Source organism: Porphyromonas cangingivalis, assembly GCF_900638305.1.
Classification (GTDB): Bacteria; Bacteroidota; Bacteroidia; order Bacteroidales; family Porphyromonadaceae; genus Porphyromonas_A; species Porphyromonas_A cangingivalis.
This window is the reverse complement of record NZ_LR134506.1, coordinates 900,247-920,385: the sequence shown is the minus strand read 5'-3', so window position 1 is coordinate 920,385 and position 20,139 is coordinate 900,247. Positions and strand designations below refer to the sequence as shown.

Here is a 20,139-nt window from a genome sequence, read left to right as displayed (position 1 = left end):
AATCGGCTAATATCCTCTCAAGCACCTCCCTTGCTCTCAATATCATACTATGAAAAAAAGGTTGTACAACTCTGTGACTTGCGGAACGAGAGGGGATGCCTTCCTTATGAATGAGCCAAAGAAAGAGGCCGTGTCGTCTGCGTATTTGTCATACGCCACGACACAGCCTCTTATGCTGATCGGGTTATCTCAAGAGGTATCAGATGTTGAGCTTCAACCCTGCATAGTAAGATCTCGGGAGTGTAGGTCCATAGATGTAGCCACTATCTCTGAATCCGAAAGAGTCGAAGTCTTTTTGGAAGGCATTGAGGATGTTGTTCATCCCGATGTAGAGCTGGAGGTTGGACGAAGCGAAGATCGGGATGTCATAAGATATCTTCGCACCGAGATCGAAGAACGATGGCGACTTCTCGAGTCTGTCCCAGCGTGGTGCTTGATCCTCACCTCTCGTGTCGGGGCGCTGGTTTTGCTTGATGAGTTCGATGTCGGTTGTCGCTGAACCTCTACCGATTTCTATGGTGTGAGGGACAAACATCTGACCTGTGTAGTTACCAGTCAAAGAGAGGTTGAGCATTTTGATAGGATTGTAGCCGATGGTGAAGTAACCGTAAACATTTGGTGTGCGGAGCATCTCCTTGGTATTTAAGCCGATTTGAGTGTAGCTTACCGCTTCGCCATCCTTTGTCTGTACGAAGCCTTCAAGGGTGGTTGCACCATGCTCGACGCCGGTGTCAATGTTCTTGAAGTTATCTTCTGTCTCACCGACGAGGAGACTGCGGTTACCCCATTCCTGCTCGTATTCCCATTGGCTCTTTGCGAGCGTCAAGCCTCCTTGGAGAGTGAGTTTGTCCCATGCGAGACGACCTTCGATGTTGATACCGTAGACATTGGCATCGGAGCCGTTGACTCTTTTGAAGAATGTGATGCCATTCTTCTGTTCGATTTCTTCATTGTTGAAAGCACCCACGAGTTTGGTATAGAAGCCTTCGACAAGGAGGTTTGCTTTCACTTCACCTATGCGGAAGTACATATCCGAACTGAGGCTGAAGCTGTGGCTGTATTCGGGATTGAGGTCGAGCGCATTTTCCACTCTCTGAGCTTCACCACCGACGACACCTACGTGGAGGTCTTCGTCAAATACCTGAGGGGCACGGAAGCCCTTGGCATAAGTCGCTCTGAAGTTGAACATCTCGCTTGGGTTGTATCTCAATGTTGCACGAGGGCTGAGGATGGGCTTGATGCCACCGCTTTTGCTTTTCACCGCAGAGTTCTCATCGAGACGAGCACCGAGGAGGAAGGTGAACATATCGTTTTTCCACTCGATCTGACCCATCTGGCTCCATACTTGTATGGTCTGATTGATAGGAGGGAAGAGCTGCTCGTCTTTGTCATTCTTTTCGAACAAACGTAGTGGCATCACATCATTGAGACTGTCGTAGTTGTACTCTGCACCGAGGAGGAGTTGTGCAGGCATGAAGAGCAACTTGTCGAATTCATACGTGTACTGTGCTCCTACGAGGTAAGTACGACCCTTGGTGTCTCCGAAGTTGACACCAAATTCTTGTTCACTTGTACCCAACTTTTTGAGTGCAGCGTCGCCCACACCACCGTAGTAACTGCCTCTGTCGATAGCCTGTCCCGAAGCGTAGAGTTGCAGGTGGTGCTTGGTGTTTTCGGAGAAATGGTCGTACTTCACATTACCACTATAGACCGTGTGATCGGTACTCTCTGCTACCGAAGCCGCTTGTACCGGAAGATCGAGGCGATCTCCACCACGGCGCGACTCTTGGAGGGCGTGTACCTCTGCCACGACACGATCTTGTCCCGAGATGCTGAAGTAAGTGCGAGCACCCAAAGAACGGCTGGAGATCTTACCGATCTCGCTGAAGCCGTCGCCGTTGGCATCCCAATCGTTGCGGGCACGGGTCTGACCGAAGATCATGGCACCTATACGGCTGTCTGCACCGATGACCGAAGCATTGAAGCCGAGTGTGTTGTCAGCCTTATTGCCACCTGTCATTGTAAGGTTTTGGTGATAAGTGAAGCTGTTTTGTGTCGGATCTTTGGTGATGATATTGATGACACCGGCGATGGCACTTGAACCGTAGAGGGCAGAGCCACCACCGCGGACGACTTCGACTCGGTCAATCATATTGGCAGGTAGTTGCTCGAGACCATATACCCCTGCCAGCGAACTGAAGATCGCACGGCTGTCGATGAGGATTTGTGAAAACCTACCGTCCAAACCATTGATACGTACTTGGTTGAAGCCACAGTTCTGACAGTTGTTTTCGACACGGATACCTGGCTGAAACGTAAGGCCTTGTGCGAGGTTTACTGCATTCGCCGCACTGAAGATCTTATCATCTATAACACTGACCAGAGTGGGAGCGAACTTGCGTAGGGTCGCCTGACGGTTGGAAGAGACCACGACCTCATCGAGGTTGAGTACATCCTCTTCGGCATAGAAGTTGACTTCGACGGTCTTACCCTTTTCTATTGTGATGACTCTCTCTTGTGTGAGGTAGCCCACACCCTGCATACGTACAGTGACGGTGCCGGGCTTGAGGTGTCTGAGGTAAAAGTGACCCGAGCGGTCGGTTGTTGTGCCGTAGCTTGTCCCCTTGATAGAGATAGCTATGCCGGGAATGTGTTCTCCGGTGACTTTGTCCAACACATGTCCGATGATATTTGCGTCGGTCATTGGGCGTTGTTTTTGGGTGTTCGGAGTGTCCGCTTTGCTGATCATGGCAGGAGCCCCAAGTCCCATCATCGCCGCAAGCACTAATAGATAGTGTCCTTTCATAATGATGAAATTGTGTAGTTATAGGTTGTTAATTTTGTGCATCTGCGCCGCAAAGTTATTACTTATGTGTGGAATTGTGTAATTGTTTGATATCTAATTTGATGCAAATACCTAAATGTGGGTATGTGTGGTGTCTGTGAGTGTACAACCTTCTTTGGTGTGGCCTACATAAATTCTGAAAAGAGTCATCCGAGATACCATCAGGGTTTAGGCATCTTCGTTAAAATAGGACAGCTCCCTATTTTCTCCGAAATATTTAGGTATAAAAACCATATTCGACATACTTTCGTGGAAAAAGAGTAAATTTGTATGCATTAGGCTGTTGGGGAGACTGATCCTCAATGACATCAAACATTTGAAATAGAATAAATGAAATTCAAAGATAATAATGGCTCTTCGTGTAACAGAATGACTGCTCAAGGTTGTTGTGGTTGTATGAAGACCAAATTAAATACATTCGATTACCTCAGTGATCTGCCGAAGGGCTGCAACGTCGAAGACTATGTCGAAGTACAGTTCAAGAACACTCGTAAGGGGTATTATCTGAATAGCTTGAAACTCCCTCTTTTTAAGGGGGATGTTGTGGCTGTCGAAGCTACGCCCGGACATGACATAGGTACAGTGTCGCTGACAGGAAAACTGGTCGAACTCCAGATGAGAAAAGCAAACTTTCGCAACAATGGTGAGCCGAAACGCATCTACCGCATCGCTAAACCTACGGACATCGAGAAGTTTGAGGAATGCAAGGCTCTCGAACATGAGACGATGATACGCTCTCGTCAGATAGCAATTGATCTCGGACTGGACATGAAGATCGGTGATGTAGAGTATCAGGGGGATGGGCAGAAGGCCATCTTCTATTACATCGCTGATGGTCGTGTGGACTTCAGACAGCTCATCAAGAAGCTGGCCGAAGCCTTCCATGTCCGTATCGAGATGAAGCAGATCGGGGCTCGTCAAGAGGCTGCACGAATCGGAGGGATAGGGCCTTGTGGGAGACAGCTGTGTTGCTCCGGATTTATGACCAACTTTGTCTCTGTCGGCACCAATGCTGCCAGGCTCCAAGACTTGTCGATGAACCCTCAGAAGCTCGCCGGGCAGTGTGCCAAGTTGAAGTGTTGTCTCAACTACGAGGTAGATGTCTACTATGAAGCTCAGAAGCGTATGCCGTCTCGTGAGATTGAGTTGGAGACAGAGCAGGGCGTGTTCCGTCACTTCAAGAGCGATGCCCTCTCAAGTACCGTATATTATGTGAACAAGAATCCCAAGGAGGGTAGTGAGATCGTAGCACTGCCGACACATAGGGTGTTTCAGATTCTCAATATGAACAAGAGGGGCGACAAGCCGTTTTCTCTCCTTCTGGATGAGGAGAGTACACAGCGACAGAGCCACTCTACCGACATCCTTGATGAGAATAGTCTCACCAGATTCGATGCTGTGCCACGCCGTAAGGGCAAGGGCAGAAGGAAAGCTAATGGGGGGGAAGAGAGCAAGTCCGGAGAAAAAGCAACTCCTCGTGCTTCTGCACAAGAGCATCATGGCGGAGAGCAAAACGGCAATAGGCACAAGTCCTCTCGAAATGGTCGTAACTCCAGATCTCGCCAGCGCGAAGAGGGTGAACAAAGACCTCGAAATAAGGAACAGGCATCTAAGGAGAACTGATCTCCCTTGGATATGGGGCAGTTCATCGGATACTCGGGTATGACAGCATGGTGTAGATATAAGAAATTAAGGATGAGTAGCTTATTGTTGCTCATCCTCCTTGTTTCTGCCTGCATCAGACCGAGGGTATATTCGGAGTACAGGACGATCACTCCTGAAGGGTGGGGGATGAGTGACGAGTTGTTTTACTCATTCTACGTGACGGACACGACCAAGACATACACGATCACGGCATCTTTGAGGTACTCACCCGAGTTCGAACTAAAGACTCTGCCGATCGGTATAGTCTACGAAGATCCTCATAGACACTTCGATGTAAAGACCGTAATGTGGTCTCTCGAAGCTCCTGATAAGCTCATGGCACATACGGGTTACAATATCTTTCAGACTGCTTATACAATCGATGAGGCTCGTAAGTTTCCCACATCTGGACTTTACACGATAAGTTTGAGACATCTTTCACAAGATACTTTACTTGTGGGTGTGGTCGAGATGGGGCTCATCGTGGACTTCTCTGAGAACAAGAGAGGAGACTGAATAATGTTTCTTTAATCAAAGGTGAATTATGAGACTGCAAGACATCAATATCACTGCCGGCCCCCTCTTTATCGGACTCACCAACGAAGATGCCATCACCATCTTGGAGCGATGCACCACGGTGATTAAGGTCTATGCCAAGGGTGAGTACATCGTGAGACAGGGCGATCCTGTCGTGCAGTTGTTGCTGCCGGTGTCGGGATTTGTGCGTACGGAGATGATCACCAAGGAGGGCAATGTTGTCGAGATCGACTTCATTGAAGCCTTGCGCCCGCTTGCGCCCGCCTTCCTTTTTGCCGACCGCAATATGTTTCCTGTTGATGTCATAGCAGCCGAAGATACCACTGTCTACGTGATAGATAGGATCAAGTGGCTCTCGGAGATGAATGCTAATGAACGTCTTTTGCTCAATTTTATGCGCTTGATGTCGAACATAGCTGTCTTCTTGTCCAACAAGGTGCAGATGATGTCGATCAAGAGTTTGAAAGGAAAGTTGGCTCTTTTCATCCTCGAGAACACGAGACCGCAGACCCCCTCATTTCGCCTCTCACGCACTCTGACACAGTTGGCCGAACACTTCGGAGTCCAACGACCATCTCTTTCTCGCACGATCGGTGAACTCGTAAGCGATGGCGTCATCGAGTGGAACAAGAAGGAAATTCGAGTACTCGATAGGTTTAAGCTCGAGTGTTTGATCTGAACCTTTCGGACCATAAAAAGTGATGCATGCAGCACCACGACTATGACATCGTCAATGTCGGGTGCTGTTTGTATCTGTCAGCCCTTTGTCTACATTTTGCTCCTCGACAGAATACTTTCTATCCCGTGACGGAATGTTTTCTGTCTCTCGACAGAAAGTTTACCTTATACCATATGTGATCGCTCGCTCACCCAAGGAGAGACCATTACTTGTGCAGACGGATGAGGAACTCCAGACCTCCGCCGACACGATTGCGAGGGGTGATGCTTCCTTTATGCAGGAGGACGGCATTCTTGACAATAGATAGTCCCAAGCCTGTGCCTCCGCTGTCTCGTGTGCGCCCCTCGGTGATGCGGTAGAACCTTTCGAAAAGTCTGTTGAAGTGCTTTTCGTCCGAGATGCCTACTCCGCTGTCGTAGAATGATAAGTGATAATACTCTTCGTCCTCATTGTACTTGACGATACGAATCTCTATCTGTCCCCCTGCATATTTGATGGCATTGTCTGTGAGGTTGCGGAAAATCGAGTAGATCAGACTTGTATTGCCCTGTATGGACAAGGTCTCCGGGATGTCCCACGACATTGTTATGCCTCTATCTTGGAGCTGAGAGAAGTATTCCTCTTTGATCCGTCTTAGGATGTCGATGATGTTCACGTGCTCTTGGACAAAGGACTGCGGGGCTTCTTCCATCTTCGTGATCAGCCCCATATCTTGTATGAGTTCGGAGAGATTGAGGGTCTGTCGGTGGGCTTGGGTGATGAAGTGTCGAGCCTTGTCTGATGTCATATCATGCTCCAAGAGGGTTTCGAGGTAGCCACGGATGCTCGTGACGGGTGTCCGTAGCTCATGGGCGATATTGCCCGTCATCTCTTGTTTGAGTCGGCGCATCTTCTCCTGCTTCGTGATGTCGTTGAGGATGATCTCGGAGCCGCCATACTCAAAGATATTGACATGGAGCGAGAAGACCTTGCCGTGCTTGCTGATCACCGTCTCGAGATAAGAGCCCGATGGGAATCTGAGAAAAGCATCCACTTCGCCGAATATCGGATCTTCGAAAAGTTGGGATGGGTTGCTGGTGGGCTCTTCGGTGAGGAGGTTGAGGTATTGGATGAAGAGACCGTTGTAAAACTCTACCTCGCGCCTACTGTTGAAGAAGCATATCCCTTCTTCTGAACTGTGTACGTGTTGTAGCAACTTTTCACGCTCAATCTCTATCTCGAGTTGCTTTTCTTTCAGTTGTTTGTAGTTGTGGGTGATGCGCAGTCCGATCTCTCCGAGCTCGTCGTCGGGGAATGACAACTGTGGTAATTCGTCCCTCTCGGAAGCTGTGGCAAAGCTATGAAGTTGCTTGATGGACTTCCCGAAGCGGTTTGCCAAGAGGTTCATAAACAGAAGAGAGACCACAAAAAGGACGATGATATAATATAAGAAAGTGTTGTCCGACTTCAGTTCGTTCGAGAGCTTCGTGTCGAAAGGAAGGGCCACTCTGATGAACAGCCCCTCGTAGGCTTTGGCATAGTACAGATACTTGATGTTGTTGGATAGGGATAGGCGGATGTCCTGCCCCCTTTTCTGCTTGCTCGCTCCGCTGATCTCAGGACGATCGAGGTGATTGGGCAGTGTTCCGATATCGGAGATCGAATTGTCGTAAAGCACCTTCCCCGATCTGTCAATGAGGGTGACACGCAGTTCTTTCGGTAGATCCAGATCAAAGAACGCTCCCTCCGATGGGGTACTGGCAGCTTTCTCTATTTCGTTGTGGATAAAGGTGGTATACGTGTCGAGCTTCTCCTCCAACACCGCTCGCTTGAACTTGCGCTCCTGGGAACGCTCAAATACGATGATGCTTGCCGTAAATAGGGCAAAGAGGATCGAGAAGTAGAGGAGAATCCTGCCTTTGTACTTGATTTTCATAGGATTTCAGTGTTGAATCTGTAGCCGTAGCCGACCTTGTTCGTGATGACTCCCGAATAGATCCCGAGCTTCTTCCGAAGCCTTGTGATGTGGACATCTACCGTGCGTTCTGTCACATAGGTACTCTCCATCCACACTCTGTCGATAATGTCTTCGCGTGAGAAGACCCGTCCTGGGTGAGAGGCAAGGAGGGTGAGTATCTCCAGTTCGGTCTTTGTCAGTGCTATTTTCTCATCTTGGAGGATGAGTTCTTTAGCTTCTATATCTATGCTTAGCGGGCCGAATGTGAGTTTGTTCGTCTCTACCCCTTTCCTCTGCTGAGGGGTATTTTGACTGCGCTTGATGATGGCTTTGGCACGGGCTATCACTTCCTTGACCGAAAAAGGCTTTGAGATATAGTCATCACCACCCACTGAAAAGCCTGTCAATAAATCATTTTCGGTATCTCTGGCGGTGATGAAGATGATGGGTGTGAGGTTGCCTTCACGCCTTATCTGTTCAGCCATCTTGTAGCCCGATATTCCTCCCATCATCACATCGAGGAGGATGAGATCGAAGCCCTCATTAATGACTTTGAGAGCCTCTTCGGCAGAGGGTTTGCACACGACGTGGTAGCCTTCATTCTTGAGGTTGAATTCGAGGATTTCAGAGATGTTAGGATCGTCATCGACGATGAGGATGGAGTGCTCCATAGGAGTGGTCGGGTAACTTGTTGAAATATGCACAAATGTACTCAATAATGATGATAATAAAGTGGAAACATCTCATCGTGTTCCCTCGTACGCTCTGAAATGAGATGTACAAGGCGATGAAATTAAGTTTAGACAACTTGGTGACAAAGGGTGTCTAACTTGTCACATCAAGTTGTCTAACTTTTTTGGAGGCCATCGGTTTGATGTGGAATGATGGTCGCCAAGTCGGTAAGGTATGTGCTTGTCTTGGGATTAGTCAATATTGAAGTTTGGGTCGATCTCGGGCTGTCCCTCTTCGAGGATGTGACTTTTGTCCGATCCACTGTGCTTCAGGACCTTGGCATCGACATAGAAAACGATCTCTTCGATGATATTGCTACAGTGATCGCCTATGCGTTCCAGCTTGCGGATGAGGAGCAGGAGTTGGAGTCCACAGTGTATGTCCTCGGGGTGAATCTCCATATGTTTGGTCAAGGTGTCGATGGCAGAGCGGTAGATCTGATTGACCTCTTCGTCCTTCGCAAGTATCTTGCCGACAAATTTGGTGTTTTCCGTCTCCAAACATACGAAGGCTTCGGATAGCATAGCCTGAAGGACGTCCAGCATCCTCTCGATACGCAAGTCTTCGATGAGGTTGGGTGAGACCTTGTTGCAGTCTTCCTCGATCACGTGGCGGGCGATGCTCACTGTGAAGTCTCCGATGCGTTCGAGGGTATTGCTGATCTTGATGAGCGACAGCACGAGTCGAAGGTCTATTGCCACGGGGCTGTAGAGGGCTATGTAGTTCTCGCCATCGCTGTCGATCTTTAGTTCAAATGCATCCACACGCTTCTCCCTCGCGACAATCTCCAGAGCCGTCTCGATGTCGTTGTGCAGGAAGGCGTGCTTGGCCTTTTCGAGTTGAGAGATGACTAGTCTCCACATGTCATTGACACTGTTTTTAAGTGCCAGCATTTCGTTTTCTGTATGTTTCATATTTCGTTGAAGAGATGATGCTTTTTATCCGAATCTTCCCGTGATATAGTTCTGAGTTTCGATTTTTTCGGGATTAAGGAACATCTTTTTTGTTTCACTGTACTCGACGAGTTCGCCCAGCATAAAAAAGCCCGTATTGTCGCTCACACGAGCAGCTTGTTGCATATTGTGTGTCACGATGACGATGGTGTAGTCCGTCTTGAGCTCGTGGATGAGTTCTTCGATCTTCGAGGTCGAGATGGGGTCGAGAGCACTTGCCGGTTCATCCATGAGCAGGATTGAGGGAGAGACGGCTAAGGCTCGGGCGATACAGAGCCTTTGTTGCTGACCTCCTGAGAGTTCGAACGCCGACTTCTTCAGTTTGTCCTTCACCTCGTCCCACAGAGCTGCGGCTTTGAGCGACTCTTCGACCCTTTGGGTAATGAAGTGCTTGTCTCCCATATCGTTCACTCTCAGTCCGTAGGCGACATTCTCAAAGATCGACTTGGGGAATGGGTTGGGCTTCTGGAAGACCATGCCCACCTTCTTGCGCAGGTCATCTATCTGCACGGACTTGTCGTATATATCCATTCCATCTATGAGACATTGGCCTGTGAGGGAGGTGTCGGGGATAAGGTCGTTCATGCGGTTGAACAGACGCAGGAACGTAGACTTGCCACAGCCCGAAGGTCCGATGAATGCTGTCACGGTCTTCTCTTTGATGTGCATGCTTATCCCTTTGAGAGCGTGGAAGTATCCGTAGTAAAAATTGATGTTCTTTGCTTCTATCATTGTCGTTTAACTTTTTACTTTCTTTTCGAGGTGTCTTCTCATCCATGTCGCCAGCAAGTTCATGCCGAGGACGATGAGGATCAGTACGAGGGCTGTACCATAGGCGATGGGGCGGGAGGCCTCGATGTCCGTGCCACTGGTCGCAATGACGTAGAGGTGATAAGGAAGTGCCATCACTTGGTCAAATATACCTGAGGGCAATTTCGGCAAGAAGTATGCTGCCACTGTAAAGAGGATTGGTGCCGTCTCTCCTGAGACACGACCGATGGATAGGATGAGACCCGTGGTGATATTTGGGAAGGCGGCCGGCAGAACCACCTTGCCTATTGTCTGCAACTTACTTGCTCCGAGCGCAAGGCTGCCACTTCGGTAAGACTGAGGTACGGCCTTGAGTGCCTCCTCCGTCGTACGGATGATGACGGGTAGCACGAGCAGGCCGAGGGTCATGGATCCGGCGAGGATCGAGTCTCCGAAACCCAGTGTATTCACAAATAGAGCCATCCCGAAGAGCCCGAACACGATCGAAGGGATACTGCTGAGGTTGTTCGTCATGACTCGTATAAACTTCACGATCTTGCCATTACCTGCATATTCGCTCGTGTATATCGCCGACATCACACCGAGTGGGAAGGCAAAGATCATGCTCCCAACGATGAGATAGAGGGTGCCCACGATCGCAGGGAAGATGCCACCTGCCGTCATGCCCTCTTCGGGAGCTGTCGTCAGGAATTCCCAACTGATCACTCCTGCTCCATTGTAGACGATGAAGCCAAGTATCCACAGGAGGATGCCGATGACGAGGAGACCCAACGCTCTGAGCGTGAGGAATGCTATCTTTTGTGTCGTCTTTTTATTCATTATAGTAATGAGTTCGATTATACCCCCTTATTGGGTTGTCGTTTGGAAATAACTTCGCTGACGATACTCATTATCATCGTGAGGATGAAGAGTATACAACCCAGCATGAAGAGAGCTTGATAGTGTGCGCCACCTGCGGGGGCTTCTCCGAGTTCGGCCGCTATCGTGGCAGGGATGGTGCGTACAGAGTCGAAAAGCGAAAGCGTGATGACTGCGGCATTCCCTGTCACCATGAGCACCGCCATCGTCTCACCTATAGCTCGTCCTATGCCCAGCACCACAGAGGCAGATATCCCCGAAGCAGAGTAGGGGATGACCACCTTGTAGATCGTTTGCCAGTGGCTTGCTCCGAGGGCAAGGCTCGCTTCTCGCATGGCACGAGGGGTGTTGCTCATCGCATCCTCTGCCACGGTGATGATCGTCGGTAGTGCCATGATCGCAAGGATAAGACTTCCTGCCAATGCTGTCTCACCCACATCAAGCCCGAAGGACTGTTGGACTATCGGTACGAGCACCACCAAGCCGAAGAAGCCATACACCACAGAGGGGATTCCAGCCAGGAGTTCGATCATCGGTTTCATGACTCGTTTGGTGCGCTTCCCTGCCAGTTCGGACAAGTATATAGCCACTCCCAAACCCAGAGGCAGAGCGATCAAGATAGCCACGACACTGACGAGGAGCGTCCCCAAGATGAGTGGTAATATCCCGAATAAAGGTGAAGGTGTCGAGGTCGGTAGCCACTCCTTACCCATGAAGAAGTCTTGCAGGGAGATGTCCTCCACAGGCAGTCGACGGACAGACTTAGACTCGGGGGCATACTTATCAGGTAGGTAGGCAATGATGTTGGGCGACTCCTGTATCTTCTCTTCCAACTTTTGAGGAAGGAGGGCATAGTCTTCGCCAAACTCCTCTTCTGCATGAAGGTTGAAGACCTCTTCGAATCGGAACGGCTCAATCTCCCCTGCTTGCCCTCCGAGTTCTGCCCAATCGGTTATCTCGGCATCAAAGACCTCTTTGATCTCTGTCGGGGTTAGTCCCCTCACATCATTGTCTGCGTGCAGGTAGAGGCTGTAACCACTCTCTACGGAAGGGGAGGAGAACAGTCCCAACCCTTCTTTGAAGAGAAATACGGTGATGAGTAGGATCACGAGGGTTGTGATGGTCCCGCTGAACCGTAGCAACCCCTCGACGACTTTCTCGAAAAAATGTCTCAATGACTTTGTGTTCATCTACGTGATCGGGTATTTACTTGACTGCGATGAAACCAATCTCTGTCACTATCTTTTGTCCTTCTGCCGAAAGGGTATATTGGATGAAATCCGATACCTTGCTCTCCTGCTTCACTTCATAATAGTAATAGAGTGGGCGCATGATGGGATAACTTTTGTTCTTTGCGTTGTCCACGGAAGGCATGGTGAACTTCTTCCCTTTATCATAAGACACTTTGAGTGCTTTGACCTCCTTGTTGAGGTAAGCCAAACCGATGTAGCCGATACCGCCCTTTGTCTGGCTGATGGACTGCACGATGGCTCCTGTGGCAGGCAAACTCATGATGCCGTTCATGTAATTCTTGCTCTTGAGGACACTTTCCTTGAAGAATTCGTATGTCCCCGAAGAAGTCTCTCTGGAGTAAGCCACGATCCTCATGTCTTCGCCACCGACCTCCTTCCAGTTTTTGATCTTGCCTGTGAAGATGTCTTGGAGCTGTTCTCTGGTGAGCTGGCTGACCTTGTTCGACGGGTGCACGACCACGGCGAGAGCATCATAAGCAATCACTACCTCCTTGGCTTTCTTGCCATCGGCTTGGAGCTTCTGCCTTTCGTCGAACTTTATCTTTCGAGAAGCCTGCGCTATCTCTGTCGTCCCCGTAAGCAGGGCAGAGATCCCTACGCCCGAACCACCTCCTGTCACGACGACCGACTGTTTCGGGTGTTTCTTCATATACTGTTCTGCAAGTTTTTGAGACAGTGGCAAGACTGTATCCGACCCCTTGATCTTTTGTGCCATTGCGCCGAAAGAGATGCCTGTCAGCAGGATCGAAGCTATAAGTACTTTCTTCATTTTCTTTGTCTGAGTATTAAGTTTGTCATTGTTATATTTGGGGCTTCCCCCTTTCTTCCGCTGCAAAGGTAGAGTGACGAGGTTAAGCCTTTGGGTCGTTTCTGTTACGTTTTTGTTACGGTCAAGACAGCCCTCAGATACATAAGTCTCAGTCTAATCCGTCATCCGACAGAATACTTTCTGGAGCCTAACAGAAAGTATTCTGTCTCGTATCAGAAAATATTCCGTCCCTATCCGGAATGCTGACTCCCTCGTAATCAAAACTTTTACTTCGATATACTGCGTATGGGTAGATGTCTGATGATGGATGAATAACTCATTTTGTGTGTTTTTTTCTTTGCTCACCTATTGCGAGAATAAAAAATCTTCGTACCTTTGCAATCACTTTGCAAGAGCAAGGAATAACAACGAGATCATAGACATATTGAACGAAGGACAATTAAAGATTGACAAGTAGTACAAGGGAATATAGGATACGACAAGTATCCGACATTGCCACGTCAATGTTTACTTAAAAACAGGTCAAAAACGATAGAACGGATCTTAGAGCTGAAGGAACAACAAACAAATTTATTTCAACAATGGAGAGTTTGATCCTGGCTCAGGATGAACGCTAGCGATAGGCTTAACACATGCAAGTCGAGGGGCAGCACGAGATTAGCTTGCTAATCTTGGTGGCGACCGGCGTAAGGGTGCGTAACGCGTATGCAACTTGCCTGTCAGTGGGGAATAACCCGGAGAAATCCGGACTAATACCGCATACACTTTGGTTTCCGCATGGGGACTTTAGGAAAGATTTATTGCTGACAGATAGGCATGCGTTCCATTAGATAGTTGGTGAGGTAACGGCTCACCAAGTCGACGATGGATAGGGGAGCTGAGAGGCTTATCCCCCACACTGGAACTGAGACACGGTCCAGACTCCTACGGGAGGCAGCAGTGAGGAATATTGGTCAATGGGCGAGAGCCTGAACCAGCCAAGTCGCGTGAAGGAAGACGGTCCTATGGATTGTAAACTTCTTTAGTAGGTGAGTACAAGCAGTTACGTGTAGCTGTAAGCAAGTAACCTAAGAATAAGTATCGGCTAACTCCGTGCCAGCAGCCGCGGTAATACGGAGGATACGAGCGTTATCCGGATTTATTGGGTTTAAAGGGTGCGTAGGTGGCTTCATAAGTCAGTGGTGAAAAGCTGTGGCTCAACCATAGTCTTGCCGTTGAAACTGTGGAGCTTGAGTGCGGATGAGGTAGGCGGAACGCGTAGTGTAGCGGTGAAATGCATAGATATTACGCAGAACTCCGATTGCGAAGGCAGCTTACCAAACCGCAACTGACACTGAAGCACGAAAGCGTGGGTATCAAACAGGATTAGATACCCTGGTAGTCCACGCAGTAAACGATGATTACTCGGAGTATGCGATATATGGTATGCTCCCAAGGGAAACCGATAAGTAATCCACCTGGGGAGTACGCCGGCAACGGTGAAACTCAAAGGAATTGACGGGGGCCCGCACAAGCGGAGGAACATGTGGTTTAATTCGATGATACGCGAGGAACCTTACCCGGGATTGAAATGTACATGACGGTTTGGCGAGAGCCTGACTTCCCTTCGGGGCATGTATGTAGGTGCTGCATGGTTGTCGTCAGCTCGTGCCGTGAGGTGTCGGCTTAAGTGCCATAACGAGCGCAACCCACATCGTCAGTTACTAGCAGGTAGAGCTGAGGACTCTGACGAGACTGCCGTCGTAAGGCGCGAGGAAGGTGTGGATGACGTCAAATCAGCACGGCCCTTACATCCGGGGCGACACACGTGTTACAATGGTAGGGACAAAGGGCAGCTACCTGGCGACAGGATGCGAATCTCCAAACCCTATCTCAGTTCGGATCGGAGTCTGCAACTCGACTCCGTGAAGCTGGATTCGCTAGTAATCGCGCATCAGCCATGGCGCGGTGAATACGTTCCCGGGCCTTGTACACACCGCCCGTCAAGCCATGGAAGTCGGGGGTACCTGAAGTGCGTCACCGCAAGGATCGCACGAGGGTAAGACCGGTAACTGGGGCTAAGTCGTAACAAGGTAGCCGTACCGGAAGGTGCGGCTGGAACACCTCCTTTCTGGAGACTCTGAGGTCTTGTTTTTGACTAAGTTAGTTTTTAGGAAACAGTGGTGATGAGAGATTATTCTCTGTGACTACTTTGTCAATGTCCTGAGTTCGGTATGCTTATAATAATTCAGATACACTCTATCGACGGGCTATGGTCTTAGGTAGAGTGTATTTTTTTGTACTATATTTACCGTATGGAAGATAGATGCCGTTACTTCGTGACGCTCTCTTATGATGGGACAAAGTTCTTGGGGTGGCAGATACAGCCCAAGGGGCGGACCGTGCAGGGAGTCTTGGTAGAGGCTTTCTCAAAGATATTGAGGATGAAGGTCTCTATTACGGGGGCAGGGCGCACAGACACGGGAGTCCATGCTCGTTATGCCGTAGCACACTTCGATCTTCCGAAGTTGTTGGGCAAGTCAGAGCGAGCCGACCTGACATCGCACCTCAATCGATTCCTTCCTGCCGATATTTCTTTATTTGGGATATACTTGGTAGATGGTGAGGCACATGCTCGTTTTGATGCTACTTCTCGCCGTTATCGCTATTATGTAAGTCTGAGCAAAGATCCTTTCACGACGATGTATGAGACTCGTCTGCGTGGGACGTACGACTTTGAGAGCATGAATGAGGCAGCAAAGAGAATGCTCGGTACTCATGACTTCACAACCTTGAGTAAGAAGCATACGGATGTCAAGACACACATCTGTACAATATACAAGGCGGAGTGGGTACAAGTGGTGCCTGATAAATGGTATTTTGAGATCATAGCCGATCGCTTCTTGAGGAATATGGTTAGGGCTACTGTGGGGACCTTATTCATGGTCGGTCGAGGGAAGATGTCCGTCGATGAGTTTGAGGCTGCAATAGTGGCCAAGGATCGGTCGTTGGCAGGAACGACAGCTCCGGCCGAGGGGTTGTTCTTGGAGGATATAGTGTACCCGTTCGAACTGAAAGATTGATCCTCACAGAGGAAGGGAATAAAAAAGATCCGTGTCTATACTCCGAAGGGAGAATCTTTGGACACGGATCTTTCTTTTACTCGTTTGAAGACTTGGGCTTACGTATCTTGTGCGGCATATCGAACGGTATGATCATGGACAGTTCGGCAAAGCCTGCGTACGCTCCGGCTTCGTCATACCATGGGATCTGATAGATGAGCTTCTTGATATCTCCTTTTTCGATCGTATAAGCATTTTTTGTCTGTGTTTGCATCATCTTTTCGAGCATCGATCTGGCCGGCTCCGGGTGGCAATCCAATACATTGGAGCCTACTAGAGTGCTCTGTCCGGGTCTCAGATTGACTTTCTTTGATTGCTCGTTCATTTCGATGATGATACCTTCTTTGTCACAGATGGTGATGGCGATGTCAGCTTTGTCAAAATAGTCCATTAGGGATGTTTCAGGTTAGGGTGAGAAAACTCATTTTATTTTGAATAATCAGTAGCCCAAAGATATTCTTTTTTGTCAAGAAAACGGTCACTCATACTTGTTTTTGTAAGGGGTATTGAAGTGGTCCTACTTTTCTTGATAATAACGCAAATGATGACGGGTAATGATCTCAGAGGTATAAAATGATGACGTAAAATAACAGCGGAGTATTGCATATTTAAAAGGTTATTCATAACTTTGCATCGCTGTTGGAAGGAACAGTCAATCTTTACATGGTGGTTGTAGCTCAGTGGTAGAGCACCGGATTGTGGTTCCGGGTGTCGCGGGTTCGAACCCCGTCTTCCACCCTAAGACATCTAAATAGGTCTCTTGCTTATTGCAGGAGACCTATTTTATTTTATCTGCCTGATGGCGAAAAAACATTATTGAGTTCATTTTTGTAACTTTGTCGTCTAAGTCAAATCATACACACAAAAAATATCACACAATATCTTATGAGCAATAACAACTACAAGCGTACACTTATCACTTCGGCTTTGCCTTATGTCAATGGTCCTGTGCATATAGGACATGTGGCGGGGGTCTATCTCCCGGCAGATATCTATGCAAGATATCTTCGAATGAAAGGCGAGGATGTGTTGTTCATCGGGGGATCTGATGAACATGGTGTGCCTATCACTATCAGTGCTCAGAAAGAGGGGGTGACTCCTCAGGATATCGTGGATAGATACCATGCCTTGATCAAGAAGGCTTTCGAAGACTTCGGCATCAGTTTCGATATCTACTCTCGTACCACCAGCGATACGCATCGTGAGATGGCATCGAACTTCTTCCGAAAGTTGTACGATAAGGGAGAGTTTCTTGAAATCGAGACCGAACAGTATTATGACGAAGAGGCGCAACAGTTCCTCGCCGATAGATACATAATCGGTACCTGTCCTCATTGCCACAATGATAGGGCATATGGTGATCAGTGTGAGAGATGTGGGACTTCACTCAATCCTACAGATCTTATCGAGCCTAAATCTGCACTCTCCGGGGCAAAACCTGTGATGAGGGAGACAAAGCACTGGTATTTACCTTTGGACAAGCATGAGGCCTTCTTGAAAGAGTGGATACTTGAGGGGCATAAGGAGTGGAGAGCAAACGTGTACGGTCAGTGTAAGAGCTGGTTGGATCTCGGACTTCGCCCAAGAGCTGTGAGCCGAGACCTCAACTGGGGTATCCCCGTGCCTGTCGAAGGCGCTGAGGGTAAGGTGCTTTATGTTTGGTTCGATGCTCCGATCGGATACATTTCGAACACCAAGGAACTTCGCCCTGATGATTGGGAGCTTTGGTGGAAAGACAAGGGCACAAAGTTGGTACACTTCATAGGTAAGGACAATATCGTGTTTCATTGTATTGTCTTCCCTGCGATGTTGCGTGCAGAAGGTTCTTTTATCTTGCCTGACAATGTGCCTTCAAATGAGTTCTTGAACCTTGAGGGGGACAAGATTTCGACTTCACGCAACTGGGCTGTATGGCTTCACGAATATTTGGTGGACTTTGCAGGCAAGCAGGATGTCCTCAGGTATGTGCTCACTGCCAATGCGCCTGAGACAAAGGATAATGACTTTACCTGGAAAGACTTCCAAGCGCGTAACAATAGTGAACTTGTGGCGATTCTTGGCAACTTCATCAATCGTGCCGTTGTATTGACCCACAAGTATTTTGATGGAAAGGTGCCTCACAGAGGTGATCTTACAGAGGGAGACAAGGAAGTTCTTGCTCAGATACAATCGATCAAGACGGAGGTCGCCGAGCTTCTCGATAATTATCACTTCCGTGATGCTCAGCGTGCTGCTATGGGGCTTGCTCGTCTGGGAAATAAATACCTCGCAGATACAGAGCCTTGGAAACTCGCTAAAGAGGATATGGATAGAGTCGCTACCATCCTCAATATCTCTCTCGAACTTTCGGCAAACATCGCTGTCCTCATGGAGCCATTCTTGCCCTTCTCTATGAAGAAACTCCGTCAGATGCTCTCGATGTCTCAGGAACCGTCTTGGTCTATCATCGGCTCTTTGGATCTTCTTCCAGAGGGGCACGGGTTGCAACCTGCAACACTCCTTTTTGATAAATTGGAAGATGATGTAATCAATGCTCAGATCGACAGACTGAATGCCATCAGAGAGGCTAACAAAGCAAATGACCCTGTCACTGTGGAGCCGGTTGCTGCTGATGTGCCGTTCGATGACTTCCTCAAGGTCGATATGAGGGTAGGTACGGTCTTGGAATGCAGTAAGGTACCCAAGGCGGATAAGTTGCTACACTTCATCATCGATGATGGTATTAAGAAGCGTACGATCTTGTCGGGTATTGCAGAGCATTATGCCGATCCTGCAGAGTTGGTCGGCAAGCAGGTCTGCTTCGTGGCCAATCTTGCTCCTCGTAAGATCAGAGGTATTGTTTCTGAAGGGATGATCTTGTCGGCCGTCGATCCCAAGGGGGGATTGACACTTCTGACAACCCTCTCTGACACTATCCCCGGTTCGAAGGTATCATGAAGACTGCGGTACTTCTTTCGGGTGGGGTGGACAGCTCAGTTGCTCTGCACCTGCTGTGCGAGCAAGGGCTCCGTCCGGATCTCTACTATATCCGTATCGGTATGGAGGGGGAAGAGTTTCCGGACTGTCCTGCCGAAGAGGATATAGAGATGGTCGAGTGGTTGGCTCGTAAGTATGATTGTCCTCTCAAGATTGTCTCCCTCCACGATGAATACTGGGACTATGTCGTCAAATATATGATCGATACAGTCAAGGCAGGCCTTACGCCTCATCCGGACATGATGTGCAACAGAATCATCAAGTTTGGCTACTTCAATGAATACTGGGGGCATGAGTATGATGCCATTGCTACAGGGCATTATGCCGATAAGCGTATTATTGATGGCATTCATTTCTTGGCTGCAGCAAAAGACCCGATAAAGGATCAGACCGACTTCTTGGCTCAGATAACTTATCCTCAGTTGCTCAAAGCAGCCTTTCCTCTTGGAGCTTTGCCCAAGTCTGAAGTTAGACAGATCGCCAAACGAGAAGGCTTGGTGACAGCCGGGCGAAAAGACAGTCAAGGGATATGTTTTCTTGGTAAGGTCAACTACAACGACTTCTTGAGGAAGTATCTCGGTACAAAGGTCGGAGATATCATCGACTTCGAGACAAAAAAGAAGGTCGGTGAGCACGAAGGTTTTTGGTTTCATACCATAGGTCAGCGCAAAGGTTTGGGGTTGAGTGGAGGACCTTGGTTTGTGGTTCGTAAGGATATACAGACAAATACTTTGTTTGTCAGTCGAGGATATGACCCTATCGAACAGTACGGTAATGTCGTCGAGATCGGAGGGATGAACTTCATCTCCATTGATCCCATGCCTGAGGATGGTACACCATTGGACATCACTTTTAAGGTGAGACATACGCCGGATTTCACCAAGGGTAAGCTGATCAAAGTCCCATCGGGATACGAGGTTCGCTCCGAAGCTCTGATACAAGGTATAGCCCCTGGGCAGTATTGCACTATTTATGACAGTGGCTCTTCTATATGCTACGGATCGGGGGTGATTTCAGGAGGTCGGAAAGAGTGAAAAGTCTTTGATTTTTAATGGCCTATGATGATCATTGTTCGAATTATAGAT

Annotated in this window: 15 protein-coding genes, 1 tRNA gene and 1 rRNA gene; 8 read left to right on the top strand and 9 right to left on the bottom strand. The window is 48.6% G+C overall.

The features are described 5' to 3' along the window. Positions 1-199 precede the first annotated feature (199 nt). Positions 200-2,806, bottom strand: a complete 2,607-nt coding sequence (locus EL262_RS03855; RefSeq protein WP_078735541.1) for a TonB-dependent receptor — start codon at positions 2,804-2,806, stop codon at positions 200-202. Positions 2,807-3,175: 369 nt separating this feature from the next. Between EL262_RS03855 and EL262_RS03850 the strand changes: the two genes are divergently transcribed. The 3 genes from EL262_RS03850 (at position 3,176) to EL262_RS03840 (ending at position 5,705) form a co-directional block, all read left to right on the top strand. Further along, complete coding sequence (locus tag EL262_RS03850; protein ID WP_078735540.1) at positions 3,176-4,468, top strand: PSP1 domain-containing protein; 1,293 nt, start codon at positions 3,176-3,178, stop codon at positions 4,466-4,468. A gap of 72 nt (positions 4,469-4,540) precedes the next feature. Continuing rightward, entirely contained in the window at positions 4,541-5,005 is a 465-nt protein-coding gene (locus EL262_RS03845) for a gliding motility lipoprotein GldH family protein (RefSeq protein WP_159100532.1), read from the top strand. A gap of 28 nt (positions 5,006-5,033) precedes the next feature. Beyond that, positions 5,034-5,705 carry a Crp/Fnr family transcriptional regulator gene (locus EL262_RS03840; RefSeq protein WP_036845051.1) on the top strand — a complete coding sequence of 224 codons (672 nt, stop codon included), beginning with the start codon at positions 5,034-5,036 and terminating at the stop codon, positions 5,703-5,705. A 205-nt stretch (positions 5,706-5,910) separates the two neighbouring features. Here the strand turns inward: EL262_RS03840 and EL262_RS03835 are convergent, their stop codons facing one another. The 7 genes from EL262_RS03835 to EL262_RS03805 form a co-directional block, all read right to left on the bottom strand. Beyond that, positions 5,911-7,620: a sensor histidine kinase gene (locus EL262_RS03835; RefSeq protein WP_025838612.1), complete on the bottom strand. Its 1,710-nt coding sequence runs from the start codon at positions 7,618-7,620 to the stop codon at positions 5,911-5,913. After that, complete coding sequence (locus tag EL262_RS03830) at positions 7,617-8,312, bottom strand: response regulator transcription factor (RefSeq protein WP_025838613.1); 696 nt, start codon at positions 8,310-8,312, stop codon at positions 7,617-7,619. The genes EL262_RS03835 and EL262_RS03830 overlap by 4 nt, the downstream gene beginning before the upstream one ends. A gap of 252 nt (positions 8,313-8,564) precedes the next feature. Beyond that, the gene (gene phoU, locus EL262_RS03825) at positions 8,565-9,287 is read right to left on the bottom strand and encodes a phosphate signaling complex protein PhoU (protein WP_025838615.1); all 723 of its coding nucleotides are present in this window, start codon (positions 9,285-9,287) and stop codon (positions 8,565-8,567) included. A 24-nt stretch (positions 9,288-9,311) separates the two neighbouring features. Further along, positions 9,312-10,058 carry a phosphate ABC transporter ATP-binding protein PstB gene (gene pstB / locus EL262_RS03820; protein WP_036845041.1) on the bottom strand — a complete coding sequence of 249 codons (747 nt, stop codon included), beginning with the start codon at positions 10,056-10,058 and terminating at the stop codon, positions 9,312-9,314. A gap of 6 nt (positions 10,059-10,064) precedes the next feature. Continuing rightward, positions 10,065-10,916: a phosphate ABC transporter permease PstA gene (gene pstA / locus EL262_RS03815; RefSeq protein ID WP_025838616.1), complete on the bottom strand. Its 852-nt coding sequence runs from the start codon at positions 10,914-10,916 to the stop codon at positions 10,065-10,067. A 17-nt stretch (positions 10,917-10,933) separates the two neighbouring features. After that, positions 10,934-12,130 carry a phosphate ABC transporter permease subunit PstC gene (pstC, locus tag EL262_RS03810; RefSeq protein WP_025838618.1) on the bottom strand — a complete coding sequence of 399 codons (1,197 nt, stop codon included), beginning with the start codon at positions 12,128-12,130 and terminating at the stop codon, positions 10,934-10,936. Positions 12,131-12,161: 31 nt separating this feature from the next. Continuing rightward, positions 12,162-12,977: a PstS family phosphate ABC transporter substrate-binding protein gene (locus EL262_RS03805; protein ID WP_025838619.1), complete on the bottom strand. Its 816-nt coding sequence runs from the start codon at positions 12,975-12,977 to the stop codon at positions 12,162-12,164. Positions 12,978-13,555: 578 nt separating this feature from the next. Here EL262_RS03805 and EL262_RS03800 point away from each other — a divergent pair. Further along, positions 13,556-15,087 (top strand): 16S ribosomal RNA (locus EL262_RS03800). 184 nt (positions 15,088-15,271) lie between these two features. Next, positions 15,272-16,039, top strand: coding sequence for a tRNA pseudouridine(38-40) synthase TruA (gene truA, locus EL262_RS03795; protein WP_036854183.1), 768 nt, complete (start codon positions 15,272-15,274; stop codon positions 16,037-16,039). Positions 16,040-16,115: 76 nt separating this feature from the next. Here truA and EL262_RS03790 read toward each other — a convergent pair whose 3' ends face one another. After that, on the bottom strand, positions 16,116-16,469 hold the full coding sequence (locus EL262_RS03790) for a PAS domain-containing protein (RefSeq protein ID WP_078735983.1): 354 nt from the start codon (positions 16,467-16,469) through the stop codon (positions 16,116-16,118). Positions 16,470-16,743: 274 nt separating this feature from the next. On the opposite strand from EL262_RS03790, the gene EL262_RS03785 reads away from it, so the two are divergent. The 3 genes from EL262_RS03785 to mnmA all read left to right on the top strand — a co-directional run bounded on the left by EL262_RS03785 (position 16,744) and on the right by mnmA (position 20,088). Further along, a tRNA-His gene (locus EL262_RS03785) sits at positions 16,744-16,817 on the top strand. A gap of 146 nt (positions 16,818-16,963) precedes the next feature. Then, positions 16,964-19,015 carry a methionine--tRNA ligase gene (metG, locus tag EL262_RS03780; RefSeq protein WP_025839563.1) on the top strand — a complete coding sequence of 684 codons (2,052 nt, stop codon included), beginning with the start codon at positions 16,964-16,966 and terminating at the stop codon, positions 19,013-19,015. Next, the gene (gene mnmA, locus EL262_RS03775; protein WP_025839564.1) at positions 19,012-20,088 is read left to right on the top strand and encodes a tRNA 2-thiouridine(34) synthase MnmA; all 1,077 of its coding nucleotides are present in this window, start codon (positions 19,012-19,014) and stop codon (positions 20,086-20,088) included. The genes metG and mnmA overlap by 4 nt, the downstream gene beginning before the upstream one ends. Positions 20,089-20,139: the final 51 nt, after the last annotated feature.